The sequence below is a fragment of the Riemerella anatipestifer ATCC 11845 = DSM 15868 genome, from assembly GCF_000252855.1.
Classification (GTDB): domain Bacteria; phylum Bacteroidota; class Bacteroidia; order Flavobacteriales; family Weeksellaceae; genus Riemerella; species Riemerella anatipestifera.
In genome coordinates, this window is record NC_017045.1 from 1302461 (window position 1) to 1319927 (window position 17467).

The window sequence follows — 17467 nt, forward strand, 5'->3', positions numbered from 1 at the left end:
TTGTTTTTCTATTTACTCATCATTTTACACAATTCTAATATCACCTCTTTATCATCAAAGTGATGTTTTACCCCATTAACTTCTTGATAAATTTCGTGACCTTTCCCCGCCACAAGTATAATATCTTTTGGCTCTGCAAATTTTATAGCCATTTTAATAGCTTCTCTTCTGTCTGGAACTACCGTATATTTGCTAAAGCATTGTGGCTCCACGCCCGCCTCTATTTCTTGGATAATGGTGTTAGGATCTTCTGTTCTAGGGTTGTCTGATGTAATAATTGCTAGAGTAGATTTTTGTGTAGCTATTTTACCCATTTCAGGGCGTTTGCTATGGTCTCTATCGCCACCGCAACCAAACACACTAATCAACCTTTCGTTTTTAGTTCGTATTTCGTTGATAGAGTCTAGAATATTCTCTAAAGCATCTGGCGTGTGTGCATAATCTACCACAAAAAAGATTCCGCCTTCTGACTTTATCGTTTCAAACCTACCATTAACTCTTTTCAGTTGAGAAATTGCCGTAAGTATTTCCACCTCATCAAACCCTAACTCTCTCGCTATACCAAACACTAAAAGCAAATTATAAACATTAAACTTCCCTGTTAGGCTCGTCCAAACTTCTTTACCATTAAAATTGAGCAGCATTCCGTTAAAATCCACCTCTAACAATCGTCCATGGTAATCACTTAAAGTTTTTAATGCATAGGTTTTCTTTTTAGCCTTGGTGTTTTGGAGCATTACCAATCCGTTTTTATCATCTAGATTAGTAATTGCTACCGCTGAATCTGGCAAATTATCAAAAAATGATTTTTTGGTATTAAGGTATTCTAAAAAAGTTTTATGATAGTCTAAATGGTCGTGAGTAATATTGGTAAAACCTGCCACTTTAAAATGCAAACCTTCCGTTCTGTTTTGATGAATGCCGTGAGAAGAAACTTCCATAAAGGCATACTCGCAACCTTGTGCCACGGCTTTTGCCAATAGTTCATTAAGTTTAACCACGTCTGGTGTAGTGTGTGTAGATGGGAAAACTTCGTCGCCAATCCTATACTCCACCGTGGAAATAAGTGCAGATGGATAACCTAAATTCTTAAAAACATCAAAAAGCAAAGTAGATACAGATGTTTTACCATTAGTCCCTGTAACTCCTACAAGATTAAGCTTTTCTGAAGGATTACCATAGAAGTTAGAAGCCAATTGCCCCAATACTTTAGACAAATTTTTCACTTTAATATAAGTGATGGTTTCATCTAAAATTTCAGGTAAATCTTCCAATACAATAACTTTAGCTCCTTTTTCTACTGCAGAACCAATGAACTGGTGTCCATCTGAAACACTCCCTTTGATAGCTACATAAAGGCTTTTTGCTTCCGCCTTTCTACTATCAAAAACAATAGAGCTTACCTCAACATCTAATGCACCGATGGTTTCTAAAACTGGTATATTATGTAATAACTCTCTGAGTAACATATTTTATCAATTTTTATTTTTGTAGTGTAAGGTAAATTTTTTGGTCTTTCTTTATGATAGTTCCTTCTTTAGGAAACTGTTCTAAGACTTTACCTACACCTTTATAATCTACACGATAACCCAAATTCTCCAACTGTGGAATAACTTCTCTACCTGCCATACCTACTAATGCAGGCATCTGCCGACGGTTTATTGCTATCTTTACCTTAGGAGCGGTCATCTTATTTAAATTCACTTTTTTATCTTGGAGCATTTCTTTTTCCACATTCAGTGGTGTTTTTAAGAAAGTTTTTCCTGCTATTTCCTTAAATACAGGAGCCGCCACCGTACCTCCGTAAAACCCAATAGAAGTATCGGGCTGATTAACCATAACGATACAAGTATATTTTGGATTATCCGAAGGATAAAACCCTGCAAAAGACGCCTGATATTTCATTGGTCCAGCTTTCCAGTATTCAAATCTTGCCGTCCCTGTTTTTCCCGCCATTTTAAGATTAGGTGTGAAGATACTTTTTGCTGTACCTTTTTCTACCGCTTTAGTAAGTGCATCTGTCATCATTTTTATAGCTTTATCTGATGCCATCTTATTTACCATTACTTCTGGTTTGGCTTCGTATGTAATCTTACCGTCTTTCATTATTTTGTCTATGAAAAGAGGCTTTACCATTTTACCATTATTAGCAATACCATTATAAAATGTAGCTAACTGCAACAATGTAAAATTAGACGAATAACCGTAAGACAAAGACGCTAGAGTAGCCTTATTCCATCTCTTATCTTCTGGAGTAACTATCTTTGGTTTTGTAATCCCTGGAAGTTCTATATCCATCTTATCAAACATCTTCCATCTTTTAAGATGATTAAGGAATACCTCTGGTTTATCTGCATAATATTTAGTAATGAGTTTTGCCGTACCCACATTGCTTGATTTTGCCAAAACATCACTAATCTCATAAGTTCCTCCACCGTGTCCGTCAGAAATTCTTTGCTTAGCGTAAGTCCATACTCCGCCACCTACATTTACGGTTGTATTTTCATCTATAAAACCGTCGTCCATCGCTGCCAAAAGAGAAACTACCTTAAATGTAGAACCAGGTTCCGTAGCATTTTTTATAGCATAATTATATGAATCTACATAAACTCCACTTTCTTTTTTTCTGAGATTTACCATTGCTCTTACCTTTCCCGTTTGGGTTTCCATAACGATAACCGTCCCATGGTCTGCATTAAAACTTATTAGCTGCTTCTCCAATGCAGAGTGAGCAATATCTTGTATTCTTAAATCAAGAGTAGTATAGACATCTTGCCCATCAATAGGTTCTTTAGCCTTCCAATGGTCAATGGGTTTCCACTGGGTCGAATTTACCCTTTGCTCCAATCTTGAACCATCTTTACCCGATAGATATTCACTAAACGCTCCTTCCAGTCCAGATTTATAAGCTTCGTTATCCATACCTATAGTTCCCGAACCTATTTTTGCGGTAGCTAATTCTCGCTTGTATTTTCTATCAATGATAAAACCACCCTTATTTTTACCTTTATTAAAGATAGGGAACTTTCTTATACGGTCGTATTCATCAAAATCTAAATCTCTTTTAAGAGAATAATACTGATTGCCTTTTTTCCTTTGAGCATCAAAAGTTTCCCTAAAGTAATGTTTAGGTTTCCCAAACATTTTGCTTAAAGAATCGGTAAGCGCTCCTATATTTTTGCTATAAAGAGTATCTTTTATAGTCTTAAAATCTATATAAACATCATACCTCATAACTGTAGTGGCAAGTATAGAACCATCTGAGGCATACAAGTTGCCTCTCACTGCTTTTAGCGTTGCCTCTCTATAGTTTTTATTGATATAATCTTCTTCTATCTCCTGAACATTAGTATTTTGCAATAAGAAAATACGAATAATGAAAGTAATAAACAAAAAGAAAGCAGCACCTCCAAAAAGGTACCCCCACATCAATGTCTTGGTTCTTTTTCTATCAAATTCGTTCTTAGTTTGCATTAGTAGAATCTAATTTTATAATCAATTTATGAGGGTGATTCTCTAGCGGAACCAAAGAATCCTTCAGTACTTCTTTTCCCAATTCACTCTCTAGTTTTATTTTGATTAGTTTACTTTGTACGTATGCATTTCTAGATTTATATTCTTCCGTTTGCTCTTTCAAAGTATTGATTTGCTTTATTTTTTTGCTCGCTAAATGGTTGGTATAGATAATCCCTGCCATCATCACGGCTAATAATATAAAGTATTTGTAATGAGCTTGTATCTCATCACGATTTAAGAAATTACCCTTAACAATATCACTAAAGGTTAGTTTCTTTTTTTTATATGTTTGTTTTTTAGCCATCTCTAACTTTCAAAAAAACATTTATACCTTAATACCTACCCTCATTTTAGCACTTCTCGCTCGAGAGTTAGCCTCAATTTCTTCTTCCGTAGGAACAAACGCTTTAGATTGTAGCAACTCAAACGCTTTGGTATAGTTCCCATAAATATCTCTTTCAGGCTCACCATCAAACATTCCATTCTTCAAGAAACGCTTTACCAGCCTATCTTCCAAAGAATGATAAGATATCACCACCAATCTTCCTCCTGGTTTTAGAATTCTATAAGCCTGTTCCAACATTTCCTTTAAAGCCTCTAATTCTTGATTAACCTCAATTCTTATCGCTTGAAATAACTGTGCGAAAAATTTATTCTGCTTATGTGGAGGAATATATTTAAAAACACTTTTTAAATCTTCCGTTGTCTTAATCGGTTTTGATTTTCTGTAATGAACTAACTCTCTCGCCAATCTCCTTGCTTCTCTTAACTCCCCATAGTGATAAAATATATCAGCCAAATGCTCTTCTTCATACTCATTAACCACCTTTTGAGCATTCAAACCTTGCATTACATTCATTCTCATATCTAACGGCGCATCACTCCTTGTAGAAAAACCTCTTTCCGCTGCATCAAACTGATGAGAAGACACTCCCAAGTCAGCCAATATCCCATCTACTTGGGTAACCCCATAAAGCATAAGAGAGTTTTCTAAAAACCTAAAATTCTGATTGATAATTGTAAAACGCTCATCATCTAATTTATTTTCCAAAGCATCTAAGTCTTGGTCAAAGCCAAAATGCCTTCCAGCAGAAGACAGCCTAGAAACAATTTCCCTAGAATGTCCACCACCTCCAAAAGTACAATCTACATAAACCCCATCTGCATTTAGCACAAGAGCATCTACACTTTCTTTTAATAAAACTGACTGATGATACATCTTTTTAATTTACTATAATTTACAAACCTTCCCAATCACTCCCCATTACTTCCTCCGCCAAGCTAGCAAAGTCTTCTTCTTTCATTACTATATTTTCTTCATAGGATTTTTTATCCCATATTTCAAAAAAATCTCCTACACCAGAAATTACGATTTCTTTTTCCATACCAGCAAAGTCTTTTAAATCTTTAGGTATCTGAACTCTATCCGATTTATCCACCTCTACCGCCTTTACTCCCGCAGTGAAAACTCGTATGAAATCTACATTTTTCTTTACAAACCTATTCAGTTTATTTAGCCGCTCCATTAGAGCCTCCCAAGTACTTACAGGATAAACTTCCAAACATTTCTGAAACACCGCTCTCTTTATCACAAAATCTTTTCCGTGAGTTTCTGACAAAAGTTTAGCTAACGCCGAGGGCAGCTTTATTCTGCCTTTATCATCTATCTTACACTCATATGTTTCAAAGAAATAATTCATCGGATACAAAAATAGATAATATTTTCTAAAAATTTCCACTTTTTTCCACTTTTTAACTCATTGTGGATAAGTTTTATCCAATCCAATAAAGCAACCTAATTATCTGATTATCTAAGCGTAACGAAATATTTAACTCCCCTCCATCAAAACTGTAATTACACAAGGTTTTCTAAGTATAATAAAAATAAAACATTATGATTTTTATATCGTTTGTTTAATCATTAATTCGTACTTTTGCAAGGTTTAGTAGTGTTTTATGATTTTTAAAACTAAAAAAGAAAAGAAATTCAATTTTATTGAAGAGGGAGAGGGTCACCCTCTGGTACTCCTACACGGGCTTATGGGAGGACTGAGTAATTTTGATGATATGGTAAAATTCTTTTCTGAAAAAGGGTATAAAGTCTATGTCCCAGAACTACCTATATATGACCTTCCTGTTCTGAACACGAATTTAACTGCTATTTCAAAATTCGTTGCAAAGTTTATAAAAGAGGAAGTTAAAGAGCCTGTCACTATTGTAGGCAACTCTATGGGAGGACATATAGGGCTTATTCTTACACTATCAAAACCTGAACTTGTTAAAAACTTAGTTCTTACAGGAAGTTCAGGATTATATGAAAAATCTTTTGGAGATAGTTTCCCTAGAAAAGGAGATAAAGAGTATATTAGAAAAAAAACACAAGAAGTTTTCTATGACCCTGCTGTAGCTACAGACCAATTAGTAGATGAAGTATTTTCTGTAGTTAATGATAGAATGAAAGGCATTAAAACCGTAATGCTAGCTAGAAGTGCTATAAAACACAATATGATAAAAGATTTACCTAAGATTACTTGTCCAACCTGCATTATTTGGGGCAAACAGGACAATGTAACTCCGCCAGAGGTGGCCGTAGATATGCACAAATATATCCCCAATTCAGATTTATATTGGATAGATAAATGTGGACACGCAGCTATGATGGAAAAACCACAAGAGTTCAACGAAATTCTCCTCTCTTGGCTCAAGAAGGTTAATAAATAAGAACTAAAAAATAGAGGAAGCCTAAATGCTTCCTTTTTTATTATTTAAAATTTAATACTAATAAAAATGATTTCTATAAAAAGTGCCGAGTTTGTTAAAAGTAGCCAAAAGTGGCAAGAATGCCCCGAAGCTAATCTTCCAGAATATGCATTTATAGGGCGTTCTAATGTGGGCAAATCCTCGTTAATCAATGCCATTACAGGAAATAAAAATTTAGCTAAAACCTCCCAAACTCCTGGAAAAACCCAACTCATCAATCATTTCATTATCAACGAAGAGTGGTATTTAACTGACCTCCCTGGTTATGGTTATGCCAAAGTTTCTAAGACCCAAAGAAAAGATTTTGAAAAGTTAATCACCAATTATATCCTCAACCGAAAAAATTTGGTAAATCTTTTCATTCTCGTGGATATAAGACATACACCTCAAAAAATAGATTTGGAATTTATTGAATGGTGTGGCGAAAGTGGCATTCCGTTTTCTATTGTTTTCACGAAAGAAGACAAACTAAAACCTAATGCTGCTAAAAAAAATGTGGAAGACTACACCAAAACACTATTAGAGAGTTGGGAAGAAGCTCCACAAATGTACATTACTTCCGCCGAAAAGAAAACAGGCACAGAAGCTATTTTAGAATACATAGAACAAACCAACCTATTTTTACAACAGAATAAAGTTAACTTTAATGAATAGCATCAACTATACAGATTTAACTTGGCATATTAAAGCCTTCAACGAACTTTCCGTTTCGGAACTTTATAAAATTATGGTTGCTAGGCAAGAGGTATTCATCATAGAGCAAGCAGTGAAATACCAAGACGCTGATAACACAGACCAAAAAGCCTTTCATATATGGGCAGAGAATAGCAAAGGGCAACTATTGGCTTACTGTAGAATCTTCCCTGAAGGTGTAAAATACAACGAAACCTCAATAGGAAGAGTACTCACTACCTCTCTTGGAAGGGGAAAAGGCATAGGAAGACAACTCGTATCTTACGCCATAGAAGCCATAGAGAATATATATAAAACTTCCCGAATCAGAATATCTGCCCAAGACTATCTTTTGAAATTCTATTCAGAATACGGTTTTTCTGATACTGACAAAAAGTATTTAGAAGATAATTTACCACACACAGAAATGGTTCGACAGTAATTTTAATATTACTTCAACCAACCTAAAGCTCCAAAATAAGCTTTAAATTTAGCGACTTTTGGTCCCACCACCGCACTACAATAAGGCTGAGTGGGATTATCTTTATAATACCCTTGATGATAGCTTTCTGCTTTCCAAAACTTTTTAAAAGGAGCAAGCTCTGTAACATAAGTACCACTCCATTTTCCTGTTGCTTCAGATGTTTTTATAGCCTGTTCCGCTTTTTGTTTTTCCTCTTCCGAACGATAGAAAATAACTGAACGATATTGTGTTCCTATGTCTTCTCCTTGTCGGTTGAGTTGAGTTGGGTCGTGTAGAAAAAAGAACACCTCCATCAGCTGTTCAAAAGAGATTTCATTGGGTCTATAAGCTATCTGTACCACTTCCGCATGTCCCGTTTCTCCTGTACACACCTCTTCATAAGTTGGATTTTCTTTATGACCTCCTGAGTAGCCAGACTCTACCGTTTCCACTCCTTTTAGCATATTGAAACAACTTTCCACACACCAAAAACAACCACCTCCTATGGTTAAGTATTCTATATTTTCCATATTCTCATTTTTATTTAAAGAAACTTGGTTATTTTTACAATCAACCAAACTTATAAAACTCACCAAAAGTATTAAAAAATTCTTCATCAAAACAAGTTTTCATTTTGTTAATAGCCAATTTCTATCTTAAAAACCTACACCTAAAATTGGCATAGGAATTGGGACTATAAAGCACTGCTTTAATTCTACTTATTTAAAAGTAAAATAAAGACAAAAGTAACGATTATAAAAACAAAAAAGCGACAGTTTGTCACTTTTAACATTTATTTGAAGCCATAAAGATATGATTGATATTGAAGAACTTTCTCTAGACGGACTTTTAAATGAAAATTTCAGTTTCGTAACTGAAGAAATTCAAGAAAAGGCAGAAAATACAGAGCAAAACTTATTTCCTATCCTTCCTGTAAGAGATATGGTGATGTTTCCTAAAATTATTATGCCTATTACTGCAGGGAGAGAGAAATCTATAAAATTACTACAAGATGCACAGCTTAATAACGAAGTTATAGGCATCATTTCTCAAAAAAATGCTAAAGAGCAAAACCCTACAGAGAAAGATTTATACAAAGTAGGGACTACTGCCAAAATACTTAAAATCATTAAACTTCCTGATGGTAATATCACCGCAATTATGCGAGGTGTCAGAAGGTTTAAACTAAATAAACTCGTAGAAAAAGAACCTTTCTTAAAAGCCGAAATAGAAAAGCTAAACGAAACATCTACCAAAAGCAAAGAAGAGTATGAGGCACTTATAGAAAACATTAAAGACTTAGCTCTTAAAATTATAGAGTTAGACCCACAAATTCCTAACTCGGCAAGGTTTGCAATTACAAATATTGAATCTCAAGAGGAACTCCTCAATTACATCTGTGCTAATGCAAAATTTACCGCCGAGGAAAAACAAAAATTATTAGAGACCAAGAGCTTTTTAGTTCGTGCAAAAAAATGTTACGAACTAATGCACGATGAGTTTAATAAATTAGAACTTCGCAACATTATCCATCAAAAAACTACAAGAGAGATGGATAAAAACCAGAGAGAGTATTTTCTGAATCAACAAATAAAAGCCATACAAGAAGAGCTTGGTGGAGGTCCAGAAAATGATGCCGCAGAACTCCAAGAGAAAGCAAAAAAAATAAAGTGGAATGAGGAGATAGAACAACATTTCCAAAAAGAAATACACCGTCTTAACAGACAAAATCCTCATTCTCCAGACTACAATGTACAAAGAAACTACCTTGATTTTTTCACAGATTTGCCTTGGGAACATTACTCCAAAGATATATTTGATTTGAATAGAGCTGAAAATGTACTCAATTCTGAACACTTCGGTATGGAAGATGTTAAAAAACGGATTCTAGAATACATTGCCGTTCTCAAGTTAAAAAACAATATGAAATCTCCTATCCTTTGCCTTGTAGGACCTCCAGGCGTGGGGAAAACCTCATTAGGAAAATCTGTAGCAGATGCTTTAGGAAGAAAATACATCAGAATTTCTTTAGGAGGACTACATGACGAAAGCGAAATTAGAGGACACCGAAAAACCTACATCGGTGCTATGGCAGGACGCATACTCCAATCCATTAAAAAAGCTGGGACTTCCAACCCCGTTATCGTATTAGACGAAATAGACAAAATAGGTCAAGGCATACACGGAGACCCTTCCTCTGCCTTGCTAGAAGTCCTAGACCCAGAACAAAACAAAACTTTCTACGATAACTTCCTAGAGATAGGATACGATTTGTCTAAAGTAATGTTTATTGCAACAGCCAACAGCCTAAATACCATTCAAAGACCACTATTGGATAGAATGGAGGCCATTCAGCTTTCAGGCTATACCGTAGAAGAAAAAGTACAAATTGCAAAAAAACACTTAATAAAAAAGCAAATTGCAGAGAATGGATTAAAAAACACCCAACTAAAACTAGGAGTTAAAGAAATCACTCATATCATAGAATCTCACACTAGAGAAAGCGGCGTGAGAAATCTAGAGAAAAAAATAGCCAAAATAGCACGATGGGTTGCCCTGCAAATTACAATGGAAAAAGAGTATAATCCTAAAATCAACATTGCTACCATTGACGAAATATTAGGCGTTCCTATCAAAAAAAATCTATCCGAAATGCTCGATGTTCCTGGTGTAGTTACAGGTCTAGCGTGGACGAGCGTAGGGGGTGATATTCTTTTCATTGAAAGTATTTTATCCGAAGGAAAAGGAAATCTCACTATGACGGGTAATCTAGGAAATGTAATGAAAGAATCTGCCACCATTGCACTAGAATACATCAAAGCAAAGCACCAAAGCCTAGGAATAGAACAAGAAACTCTATCCAAAAACAACATACACCTGCACATTCCCGAAGGAGCTACACCAAAAGACGGTCCTTCAGCAGGTATAGCTATGCTAACCTCAATGGTTTCTAGCTTCAGAAATAAAAAAGTAAGACCTCATATCGCTATGACGGGCGAAATTACTCTAAGAGGTAAAGTACTCCCAGTAGGAGGCATCAAAGAAAAGCTGTTAGCCGCATCTAGGTCAGGCATCAAAGAAGTTATCTTATGCGAAGACAATAAGAAAGACTACGAAGAGATAAAAGATAAGTCGTTAAATAGCCTAAAAATCCATTATGCAAACACAATGGAAGAAGTCATCAATCTTGCCTTGGAAAGTTGAAAATTTAAAACAATAAGGCTATCAAATCAAAAATCTCCACCGAATTATACTACAGTGGAGATTTTTTTGATGCAATAACATACCTCTTTTCAAGCAAAACATCATTTAATTACTGGATAAGGAATAGCTTTATCCAATTCTATAGGAAGATAATGCTTTATAATCGACTCTTGCATCATTTTTCTTTTTTGGTCTAATTGAGATATTGAACTAATGTCCTCCCCATTGATATTCACAGAACCTCCACCTTTTAAAATTCTAGTCAAATACGCCACTGGATCTCTATAATCATCTAGCATCAACTTCACCAATTGCTCATGATCTATTTTCAACGGATTTTTTCCATAATAAGTTTCTAAAAAGTTTCTTGTATCATATACTTCAGGCAAAACTTTATTCTTTATCAAAACATAGTGAAACTTTCTCTCTGTATCATATATTTCGTAAATCAACCCAGGCAGACTATTAAATTTATAAGGTCCTTCCATCACTGGAATTTCTTTCGCAAACCAAGCTTCCCAATCTCTACCCCCAAAATGCGTCCGAGCCTTTTGCAATATAAAATTCTCAGGGCTTTTTTTAGTTATTGGCGTCACTTCCCAATGAATAGCATCTGAAGAAGGAATCACAAAGTAATCGCCATCATTATTAGTGAAAAAATTAAGATGTGTTTTTTTATTCCTCTCTCTCTTCAGTACTTGTTTCGTAGACGAAACTGTTCTGAAAACGTGCCCTGGTGTTTTTTGGGATAACGAATCACTTTCCAAAAATTTAAAATCATAAAACTTAACCTCTGTTGGATTTACATCTAATACCATTAAATCCTTCTGTGGCACCTCACCCACCTGTCTGGTAAGTTGATAGATAAATCTATTAGTCTGTGCAGATATGGTATAAGTATAAACTAATAAAGCAAAAAAAATAATTCTGGTCATAATAACAATATTCCTAACTTTTAATTACAAAAGATAAACAATGGCTAACCGAGAAAACGATTAGCCACTGTTTAAATTCTAATTTTGACAAGTCGTAGTTGTGGTAGTTGTAGTCGTTACAACCGTATTACCATTAGAAGTCGATGTTGTTGTTGACGTTGTAGTGGTAGTTACACATCCTCCTCCGTCAGTAATAGCTAAACTACTTGTTTGTGATGCATTCACAAATCCCGCCACTCCTAAAGCGGCTACTAATATAATTTTTTTCATAATTAAACACCCAAGAAGCTTTGGTTTTCATATCTTGGTATCGCAAAGCTAGAAACAAAATCTGATTTATCCAAATTTTTCATGATAAAAATCATGTTTTAGTATAAGTCTAATACTAGAAATCATATATCTAAATTATTCTAGTATATAACTATAACTCGATGTAACAAAAAAGACTGCAATATGCAAATATCAATCGTTTACACTCCTACAATGAGTTCCAGCTTTAGATAAGCCATTTTAAACTTTCAGAAAACACTGCGAGAAGTTATCCTATCTCTCGCACCGTTTTAATGAAAACGGTACAAGGAGTTTTATAATACCTACGCTGATGTGTTGCTTTACCCTACAACCCTCCGCTGTCTTAGGCTACGCCGAGGCGACGTCTGATAAGACAACACTCCTCCTTCCTTAACACTTCATAACCAAACAAAAAAGCCTCTAGCATTACTGCTAGAGGCTTTTCAAAAATAAAAACTGGCGGCGACCTACTCTCCCACTTTCGTAGTACCATCGGCGCTGGTGGGCTTAACTTCTGTGTTCGGAATGGGAACAGGTGAGCCCCACCGCTAAAACCACCCTAAAGTTCTTTATATAAAAATTAGTGTGTCCTAATTCTTTTTATCGGTAATTTTCATCACAAAGACAAAACCTTGCTCGCACTTATAAGGCTTTTTTAACATAACACCCATTAGGCTATAAATCTACGGGTAATTAGTACTACTCGGCTATGCTGTTACCAACTTTACACCTGTAGCCTATCAACGTGGTCATCTCCCACGACCCTTAAAAGATGTCTCATCTTGAGGCAGGTTTCGCACTTATATGCCTTCAGTGCTTATCCTTACCAAACTTAGCTACTCTGCGGTGCGCCTGGCGGCACAACAGATACACCAGAGGTTTGTTCAAATCGGTCCTCTCGTACTAGATTCAAGCCCTCTCAAACATCTAACGCCCGCAATAGATAGAGACCGAACTGTCTCACGACGTTCTGAACCCAGCTCGCGTGCCACTTTAATGGGCGAACAGCCCAACCCTTGGGACCTTCTCCAGCCCCAGGATGTGACGAGCCGACATCGAGGTGCCGAACCTCCCCGTCGATGTGAGCTCTTGGGGGAGACTAGCCTGTTATCCCCGGAGTACCTTTTATCCTATGAGCGATGGCCCTTCCATACGGAACCACCGGATCACTATGTCCTGCTTTCGCACCTGATCGACTTGTTGGTCTCACAGTCAAGCACCCTTATGCCATTACACTCTACGCACGGTTACCAAGCGTGCTGAGGGTACCTTTGAAAGCCTCCGTTACTCTTTTGGAGGCGACCACCCCAGTCAAACTACCCACCACGCAATGTCCTCGTTTCCGAGTTAGGCTCTAAGTAAACAAAGGGTGGTATTTCAACAACGGCTCCACCAACACTAGCGTGCCAGATTCACAGCCTCCCACCTATCCTACACATTGTTTACTCAAAGTCAATACGAAGTTATAGTAAAGGTTCACAGGGTCTTTTCGTCCCATTGCGGGTAATCGGCATCTTCACCGATACTACAATTTCACCGAGCTCGTGGCTGAGACAGTGCCCAGATCGTTACACCATTCGTGCAGGTCGGAACTTACCCGACAAGGAATTTCGCTACCTTAGGACCGTTATAGTTACGGCCGCCGTTTACTGGGGCTTCAGTTAATGCCTTCGCTTACGCTAAGCACCTTCCTTAACCTTCCAGCACCGGGCAGGTGTCAGACCCTATACAGCATCTTTCGATTTAGCAGAGTCCTGTGTTTTTGATAAACAGTCGCCTGGGCCTCTTCACTGCGGCCAACATTTCTGTTGGCGTCTCTTCTTCCGAAGTTACGAGACTATTTTGCCTAGTTCCTTAGCCACGATTCACTCGAGCACCTTAGGATTCTCTCCTCGACTACCTGTGTCGGTTTTGGTACGGGTTGCTTCACTTCGGCTTTTCTTGGAACTGCTTTCCCTACAACAACTTCGCCCGTAGGCTAGGTCTCAACTATTCCGTCAGTCTTCAGTAAGTACGGCAATCCGTCCCCTTTTTAGTGTGAGCAAGTATGGGAATATTAACCCATTGTCCATCCACTTCCCCTTTCGGGTACGCGTTAGGTCCCGACTAACCCTCAGCTGATTAGCATGGCTGAGGAAACCTTAGTCTTTCGGTGAGGGGGGGTCTCGCCCCCTTTATCGTTACTTATGCCTACATTTTCTTTTCTATAAGCTCCACAATACCTCGCGATACTGCTTCTGCGCCGATAGAATGCTCTCCTACCGATGTATTAATACATCCCATAGCTTCGGTAATATGCTTATGCCCGATTATTATCCATGCCGGACCGCTCGACTAGTGAGCTGTTACGCACTCTTTAAATGAATGGCTGCTTCCAAGCCAACATCCTAGCTGTCAATGCAGTCCAACCGCGTTATTTCAACTTAGCATATATTTAGGGACCTTAGCTGTTGGTCCGGGTTCTTTCCCTCTCGGACATGGACCTTAGCACCCATGCCCTCACTGCTGATGAACATTTATTAGCATTCGGAGTTTGTCAGGAATTGGTAGGCGGTGAAACCCCCGCATCCAATCAGTAGCTCTACCTCTAATAAACTTAACATCAACGCTGCACCTAAATGCATTTCGGAGAGTACGAGCTATCTCCCAGTTTGATTGGCCTTTCACCCCTACCCACAGGTCATCCGAAGACTTTTCAACGTCAACCGGTTCGGTCCTCCACTTTGTGTTACCAAAGCTTCAACCTGCCCATGGGTAGATCACAAGGTTTCGCGTCTAATCCTACTAACTATTCGCCCTATTCAGACTCGCTTTCGCTTCGGCTCCGTAACTTAATTACTTAACCTCGCTAGTAAAATTAACTCGTAGGCTCATTATGCAAAAGGCACGCCGTCACAGCAATAAGCTGCTCCGACCGCTTGTAGGCGTACGGTTTCAGGTTCTCTTTCACCCTTCTATTCGAAGTGCTTTTCACCTTTCCTTCACAGTACTTGTTCACTATCGGTCTTTCAGGAGTATTTAGCCTTGGAGGATGGTCCCCCCATATTCAGACAGGATTTCACGTGTCCCGCCCTACTCTTGTATCATCTAAATATGCCTTTCATGTACGGGGCTATCACCCTCTATGGCCACTCTTTCCAAAGTGTTCTATTAAACATATATAAACTTTTGGGCTAATCCGCTTTCGCTCGCCACTACTTACGGAATCTCTTCGATTTCTTTTCCTCCGGGTACTTAGATGTTTCAGTTCTCCGGGTTTGCTCTGCTTGCGCAGTAATACATCTTCAATGTATTGGGTTGCCCCATTCGGATATCTACGGATCAATTCGTGTGTGCCAATCCCCGTAGCTTTTCGCAGCTTACCACGTCCTTCGTCGCCTCTGAAAGCCTAGGCATCCGCCATACGCCCTTAACGATTTCTTTCCTAATATTTTTGGTTACTCAAGCACTTATAAGTGCTCGGTTTTCTCTTTGTGATGTCTTTTACCGTTAATGTCAATGTGCTTTACGCTCGCTAAATATTTAATGAACTGATGTTGTATTTGGCTCCATCCGTCACTTTTAAATTAAATATCTAACCCTTGTGGAGAATAAGGGAGTCGAACCCTTGACCTCCTGCGTGCAAGGCAGGCGCTCTAGCCAGCTGAGCTAATTCCCCCTCTATCTTAAATTAGTAGTCTCGGGCAGGCTCGAACTGCCGACCTCTACATTATCAGTGTAGCGCTCTAACCAGCTGAGCTACGAGACTGTCTTAGATGTCAGAGTTTAGATTGTTAGAATTTAGACTTGCATCCTTTTTCTAACTTCCAACTTCTAGTTTCTAATCTCTTTCTTATCCCTGATACTAATCTTAGGGGTTATTTCTTTTATATACCAACCAGTAAAAAAACCAAAGCTACTTTAAGTAAGCTTTCTTAATTTTGTTTATACTCCAAACGAGTCTCTAAAATGAGATGTTCCAGCCGCACCTTCCGGTACGGCTACCTTGTTACGACTTAGCCCTAGTTACTAGTTTTACCCTAGGCAGCTCCTTTTACGGTCACCGACTTCAGGTACCCCCAGCTTCCATGGCTTGACGGGCGGTGTGTACAAGGCCCGGGAACGTATTCACCGCGCCATGGCTGATGCGCGATTACTAGCGATTCCAGCTTCATAGAGTCGAGTTGCAGACTCCAATCCGAACTGAGACCGGCTTTCGAGATTTGCATCACTTCGCAGTGTAGCTGCCCTCTGTACCGGCCATTGTATCACGTGTGTGGCCCAAGGCGTAAGGGCCGTGATGATTTGACGTCATCCCCACCTTCCTCTCTACTTGCGTAGGCAGTCTCACTAGAGTCCCCAACTTAATGATGGCAACTAGTGACAGGGGTTGCGCTCGTTGCAGGACTTAACCTAACACCTCACGGCACGAGCTGACGACAACCATGCAGCACCTTGAAAATTGTCCGAAGAAAACCGTATTTCTACAGCTATCAATTCCCATTTAAGCCTTGGTAAGGTTCCTCGCGTATCATCGAATTAAACCACATGATCCACCGCTTGTGCGGGCCCCCGTCAATTCCTTTGAGTTTCAACCTTGCGGTCGTACTCCCCAGGTGGCTAACTTATCACTTTCGCTTAGTCTCTGAACCATATAGCCCAAAAACGAGTTAGCATCGTTTACGGCGTGGACTACCAGGGTATCTAATCCTGTTCGCTCCCCACGCTTTCGTCCCTCAGCGTCAGTTATAACTTGGTAACCTGCCTTCGCAATCGGTGTTCTGAGTAATATCTATGCATTTCACCGCTACACTACTCATTCCAGCTACCTCAACTATACTCAAGACTAGCAGTATCAACGGCAGTTCTACAGTTAAGCTGTAGGCTTTCACCACTGACTTACTAGCCCGCCTGCGGACCCTTTAAACCCAATAAATCCGGATAACGCTTGCACCCTCCGTATTACCGCGGCTGCTGGCACGGAGTTAGCCGGTGCTTATTCGTACAGTACCTTCAGCTACCCTCACGAGAGTAGGTTTATCCCTGTACAAAAGAAGTTTACAACCCATAGGGCCGTCGTCCTTCACGCGGGATGGCTGGATCAGGCTTGCACCCATTGTCCAATATTCCTCACTGCTGCCTCCCGTAGGAGTCTGGTCCGTGTCTCAGTACCAGTGTGGGGGATCACCCTCTCAGGCCCCCTAAAGATCATTGACTTGGTGAGCCGTTACCTCACCAACTATCTAATCTTGCGCGTGCCCATCTCTATCCGCCGGAGCTTTCAATACTAATTGATGCCAATCAGTATATTATGAGGTATTAATCTTCCTTTCGAAAGGCTATCCCTCAGATAAAGGCAGGTTGCACACGTGTTCCGCACCCGTACGCCGCTCTCAAGTATCCGAAGACACTCTACCGCTCGGCTTGCATGTGTTAGGCCTCCCGCTAGCGTTCATCCTGAGCCAGGATCAAACTCTCCATTGTATGTTTTTCCTGTCCCACTCAAAGTTTTGTTACGCTTTGGTTTTTTCCTTACTTGGTTGTTATAGTATCTTTCAATGTTCTCTATTCTTCTCGCTAAACCTCTCACTGATCATCTCAGTTCCGATTTGCGAGCGCAAAAGTAAAAAGTTTTTTTTAATTGACC

The 17467-nt window shown here is 38.8% G+C and carries 11 protein-coding genes, 2 tRNA genes and 3 rRNA genes; 4 read left to right on the forward strand and 12 right to left on the reverse strand.

What is annotated here, in order from left to right:
• Nucleotides 1-8: 8 nt before the first annotated feature.
• From RA0C_RS06225 to mraZ, 5 genes are read right to left on the reverse strand one after another with little or no spacing between them, the layout of a single operon-like run.
• A complete protein-coding gene (locus RA0C_RS06225) occupies nt 9-1469 on the reverse strand; it encodes a UDP-N-acetylmuramoyl-L-alanyl-D-glutamate--2,6-diaminopimelate ligase (protein ID WP_004917031.1) in 1461 nt (486 codons plus the stop codon).
• A 13-nt stretch (nt 1470-1482) separates the two neighbouring features.
• Nucleotides 1483-3474 carry a penicillin-binding protein gene (locus RA0C_RS06230; RefSeq protein WP_004917027.1) on the reverse strand — a complete coding sequence of 664 codons (1992 nt, stop codon included), beginning with the start codon at nt 3472-3474 and terminating at the stop codon, nt 1483-1485.
• Nucleotides 3464-3820, reverse strand: a complete 357-nt coding sequence (locus RA0C_RS06235; protein WP_004917023.1) for an FtsL-like putative cell division protein — start codon at nt 3818-3820, stop codon at nt 3464-3466. The genes RA0C_RS06230 and RA0C_RS06235 overlap by 11 nt, the downstream gene beginning before the upstream one ends.
• Nucleotides 3821-3841: 21 nt before the next feature.
• Entirely contained in the window at nt 3842-4735 is an 894-nt protein-coding gene (gene rsmH, locus RA0C_RS06240) for a 16S rRNA (cytosine(1402)-N(4))-methyltransferase RsmH (RefSeq protein WP_004917020.1), read from the reverse strand.
• Between the two features lie 19 nt (nt 4736-4754).
• The gene (mraZ, locus tag RA0C_RS06245; protein ID WP_013446970.1) at nt 4755-5255 is read right to left on the reverse strand and encodes a division/cell wall cluster transcriptional repressor MraZ; all 501 of its coding nucleotides are present in this window, start codon (nt 5253-5255) and stop codon (nt 4755-4757) included.
• A gap of 217 nt (nt 5256-5472) precedes the next feature.
• On the opposite strand from mraZ, the gene RA0C_RS06250 reads away from it, so the two are divergent.
• The 3 genes from RA0C_RS06250 (at nt 5473) to RA0C_RS06260 (ending at nt 7390) form a co-directional block, all read left to right on the forward strand.
• A complete protein-coding gene (locus RA0C_RS06250) occupies nt 5473-6237 on the forward strand; it encodes an alpha/beta fold hydrolase (protein ID WP_004917015.1) in 765 nt (254 codons plus the stop codon).
• A gap of 66 nt (nt 6238-6303) precedes the next feature.
• Entirely contained in the window at nt 6304-6930 is a 627-nt protein-coding gene (yihA, locus tag RA0C_RS06255) for a ribosome biogenesis GTP-binding protein YihA/YsxC (RefSeq protein ID WP_004917013.1), read from the forward strand.
• Nucleotides 6923-7390, forward strand: coding sequence for a GNAT family N-acetyltransferase (locus RA0C_RS06260; protein WP_004917011.1), 468 nt, complete (start codon nt 6923-6925; stop codon nt 7388-7390). The genes yihA and RA0C_RS06260 overlap by 8 nt, the downstream gene beginning before the upstream one ends.
• An 8-nt stretch (nt 7391-7398) precedes the next feature.
• Here the strand turns inward: RA0C_RS06260 and msrA are convergent, their stop codons facing one another.
• Nucleotides 7399-8028, reverse strand: coding sequence for a peptide-methionine (S)-S-oxide reductase MsrA (gene msrA / locus RA0C_RS06265; protein ID WP_004917008.1), 630 nt, complete (start codon nt 8026-8028; stop codon nt 7399-7401).
• Between the two features lie 196 nt (nt 8029-8224).
• Here msrA and lon point away from each other — a divergent pair, with 196 nt between their 5' ends.
• Nucleotides 8225-10615, forward strand: a complete 2391-nt coding sequence (lon, locus tag RA0C_RS06270) for an endopeptidase La (RefSeq protein ID WP_004917006.1) — start codon at nt 8225-8227, stop codon at nt 10613-10615.
• 101 nt (nt 10616-10716) lie between these two features.
• On the opposite strand, the gene RA0C_RS06275 is transcribed toward lon, so the two are convergent.
• From RA0C_RS06275 to RA0C_RS06305, 6 genes are all read right to left on the reverse strand, one after another.
• A complete protein-coding gene (locus RA0C_RS06275) occupies nt 10717-11550 on the reverse strand; it encodes a GLPGLI family protein (protein WP_004917003.1) in 834 nt (277 codons plus the stop codon).
• A 745-nt stretch (nt 11551-12295) separates the two neighbouring features.
• Nucleotides 12296-12403, reverse strand: a 5S ribosomal RNA gene (gene rrf / locus RA0C_RS06285).
• 111 nt (nt 12404-12514) lie between these two features.
• Nucleotides 12515-15264 (reverse strand): 23S ribosomal RNA (locus RA0C_RS06290).
• A 161-nt stretch (nt 15265-15425) separates the two neighbouring features.
• Nucleotides 15426-15499: transfer RNA gene (locus RA0C_RS06295), tRNA-Ala, on the reverse strand.
• A 16-nt stretch (nt 15500-15515) separates the two neighbouring features.
• A tRNA-Ile gene (locus RA0C_RS06300) sits at nt 15516-15589 on the reverse strand.
• A gap of 198 nt (nt 15590-15787) precedes the next feature.
• Nucleotides 15788-17304 (reverse strand): 16S ribosomal RNA (locus tag RA0C_RS06305).
• Together the 16S, 23S and 5S rRNA genes with 2 tRNA genes alongside form the textbook arrangement of a ribosomal RNA operon.
• Between the last annotated feature and the right edge of the window lie 163 nt (nt 17305-17467).

Excerpts from the sequence above, each read along its gene's own strand:
- RA0C_RS06225 (WP_004917031.1), bottom strand. The coding sequence starts at position 1,469 with ATGTTACTCAGAGAGTTATTACATAATATACCAGTTTTAGAAACCATC.
- RA0C_RS06230 (WP_004917027.1), bottom strand. The coding sequence starts at position 3,474 with ATGCAAACTAAGAACGAATTTGATAGAAAAAGAACCAAGACATTGATG.
- RA0C_RS06235 (WP_004917023.1), bottom strand. The coding sequence starts at position 3,820 with ATGGCTAAAAAACAAACATATAAAAAAAAGAAACTAACCTTTAGTGAT.
- rsmH (WP_004917020.1), bottom strand. The coding sequence starts at position 4,735 with ATGTATCATCAGTCAGTTTTATTAAAAGAAAGTGTAGATGCTCTTGTG.
- RA0C_RS06250 (WP_004917015.1), top strand. The coding sequence starts at position 5,473 with ATGATTTTTAAAACTAAAAAAGAAAAGAAATTCAATTTTATTGAAGAG.
- yihA (WP_004917013.1), top strand. The coding sequence starts at position 6,304 with ATGATTTCTATAAAAAGTGCCGAGTTTGTTAAAAGTAGCCAAAAGTGG.
- RA0C_RS06260 (WP_004917011.1), top strand. The coding sequence starts at position 6,923 with ATGAATAGCATCAACTATACAGATTTAACTTGGCATATTAAAGCCTTC.
- msrA (WP_004917008.1), bottom strand. The coding sequence starts at position 8,028 with ATGAAGAATTTTTTAATACTTTTGGTGAGTTTTATAAGTTTGGTTGAT.
- lon (WP_004917006.1), top strand. The coding sequence starts at position 8,225 with ATGATTGATATTGAAGAACTTTCTCTAGACGGACTTTTAAATGAAAAT.
- RA0C_RS06275 (WP_004917003.1), bottom strand. The coding sequence starts at position 11,550 with ATGACCAGAATTATTTTTTTTGCTTTATTAGTTTATACTTATACCATA.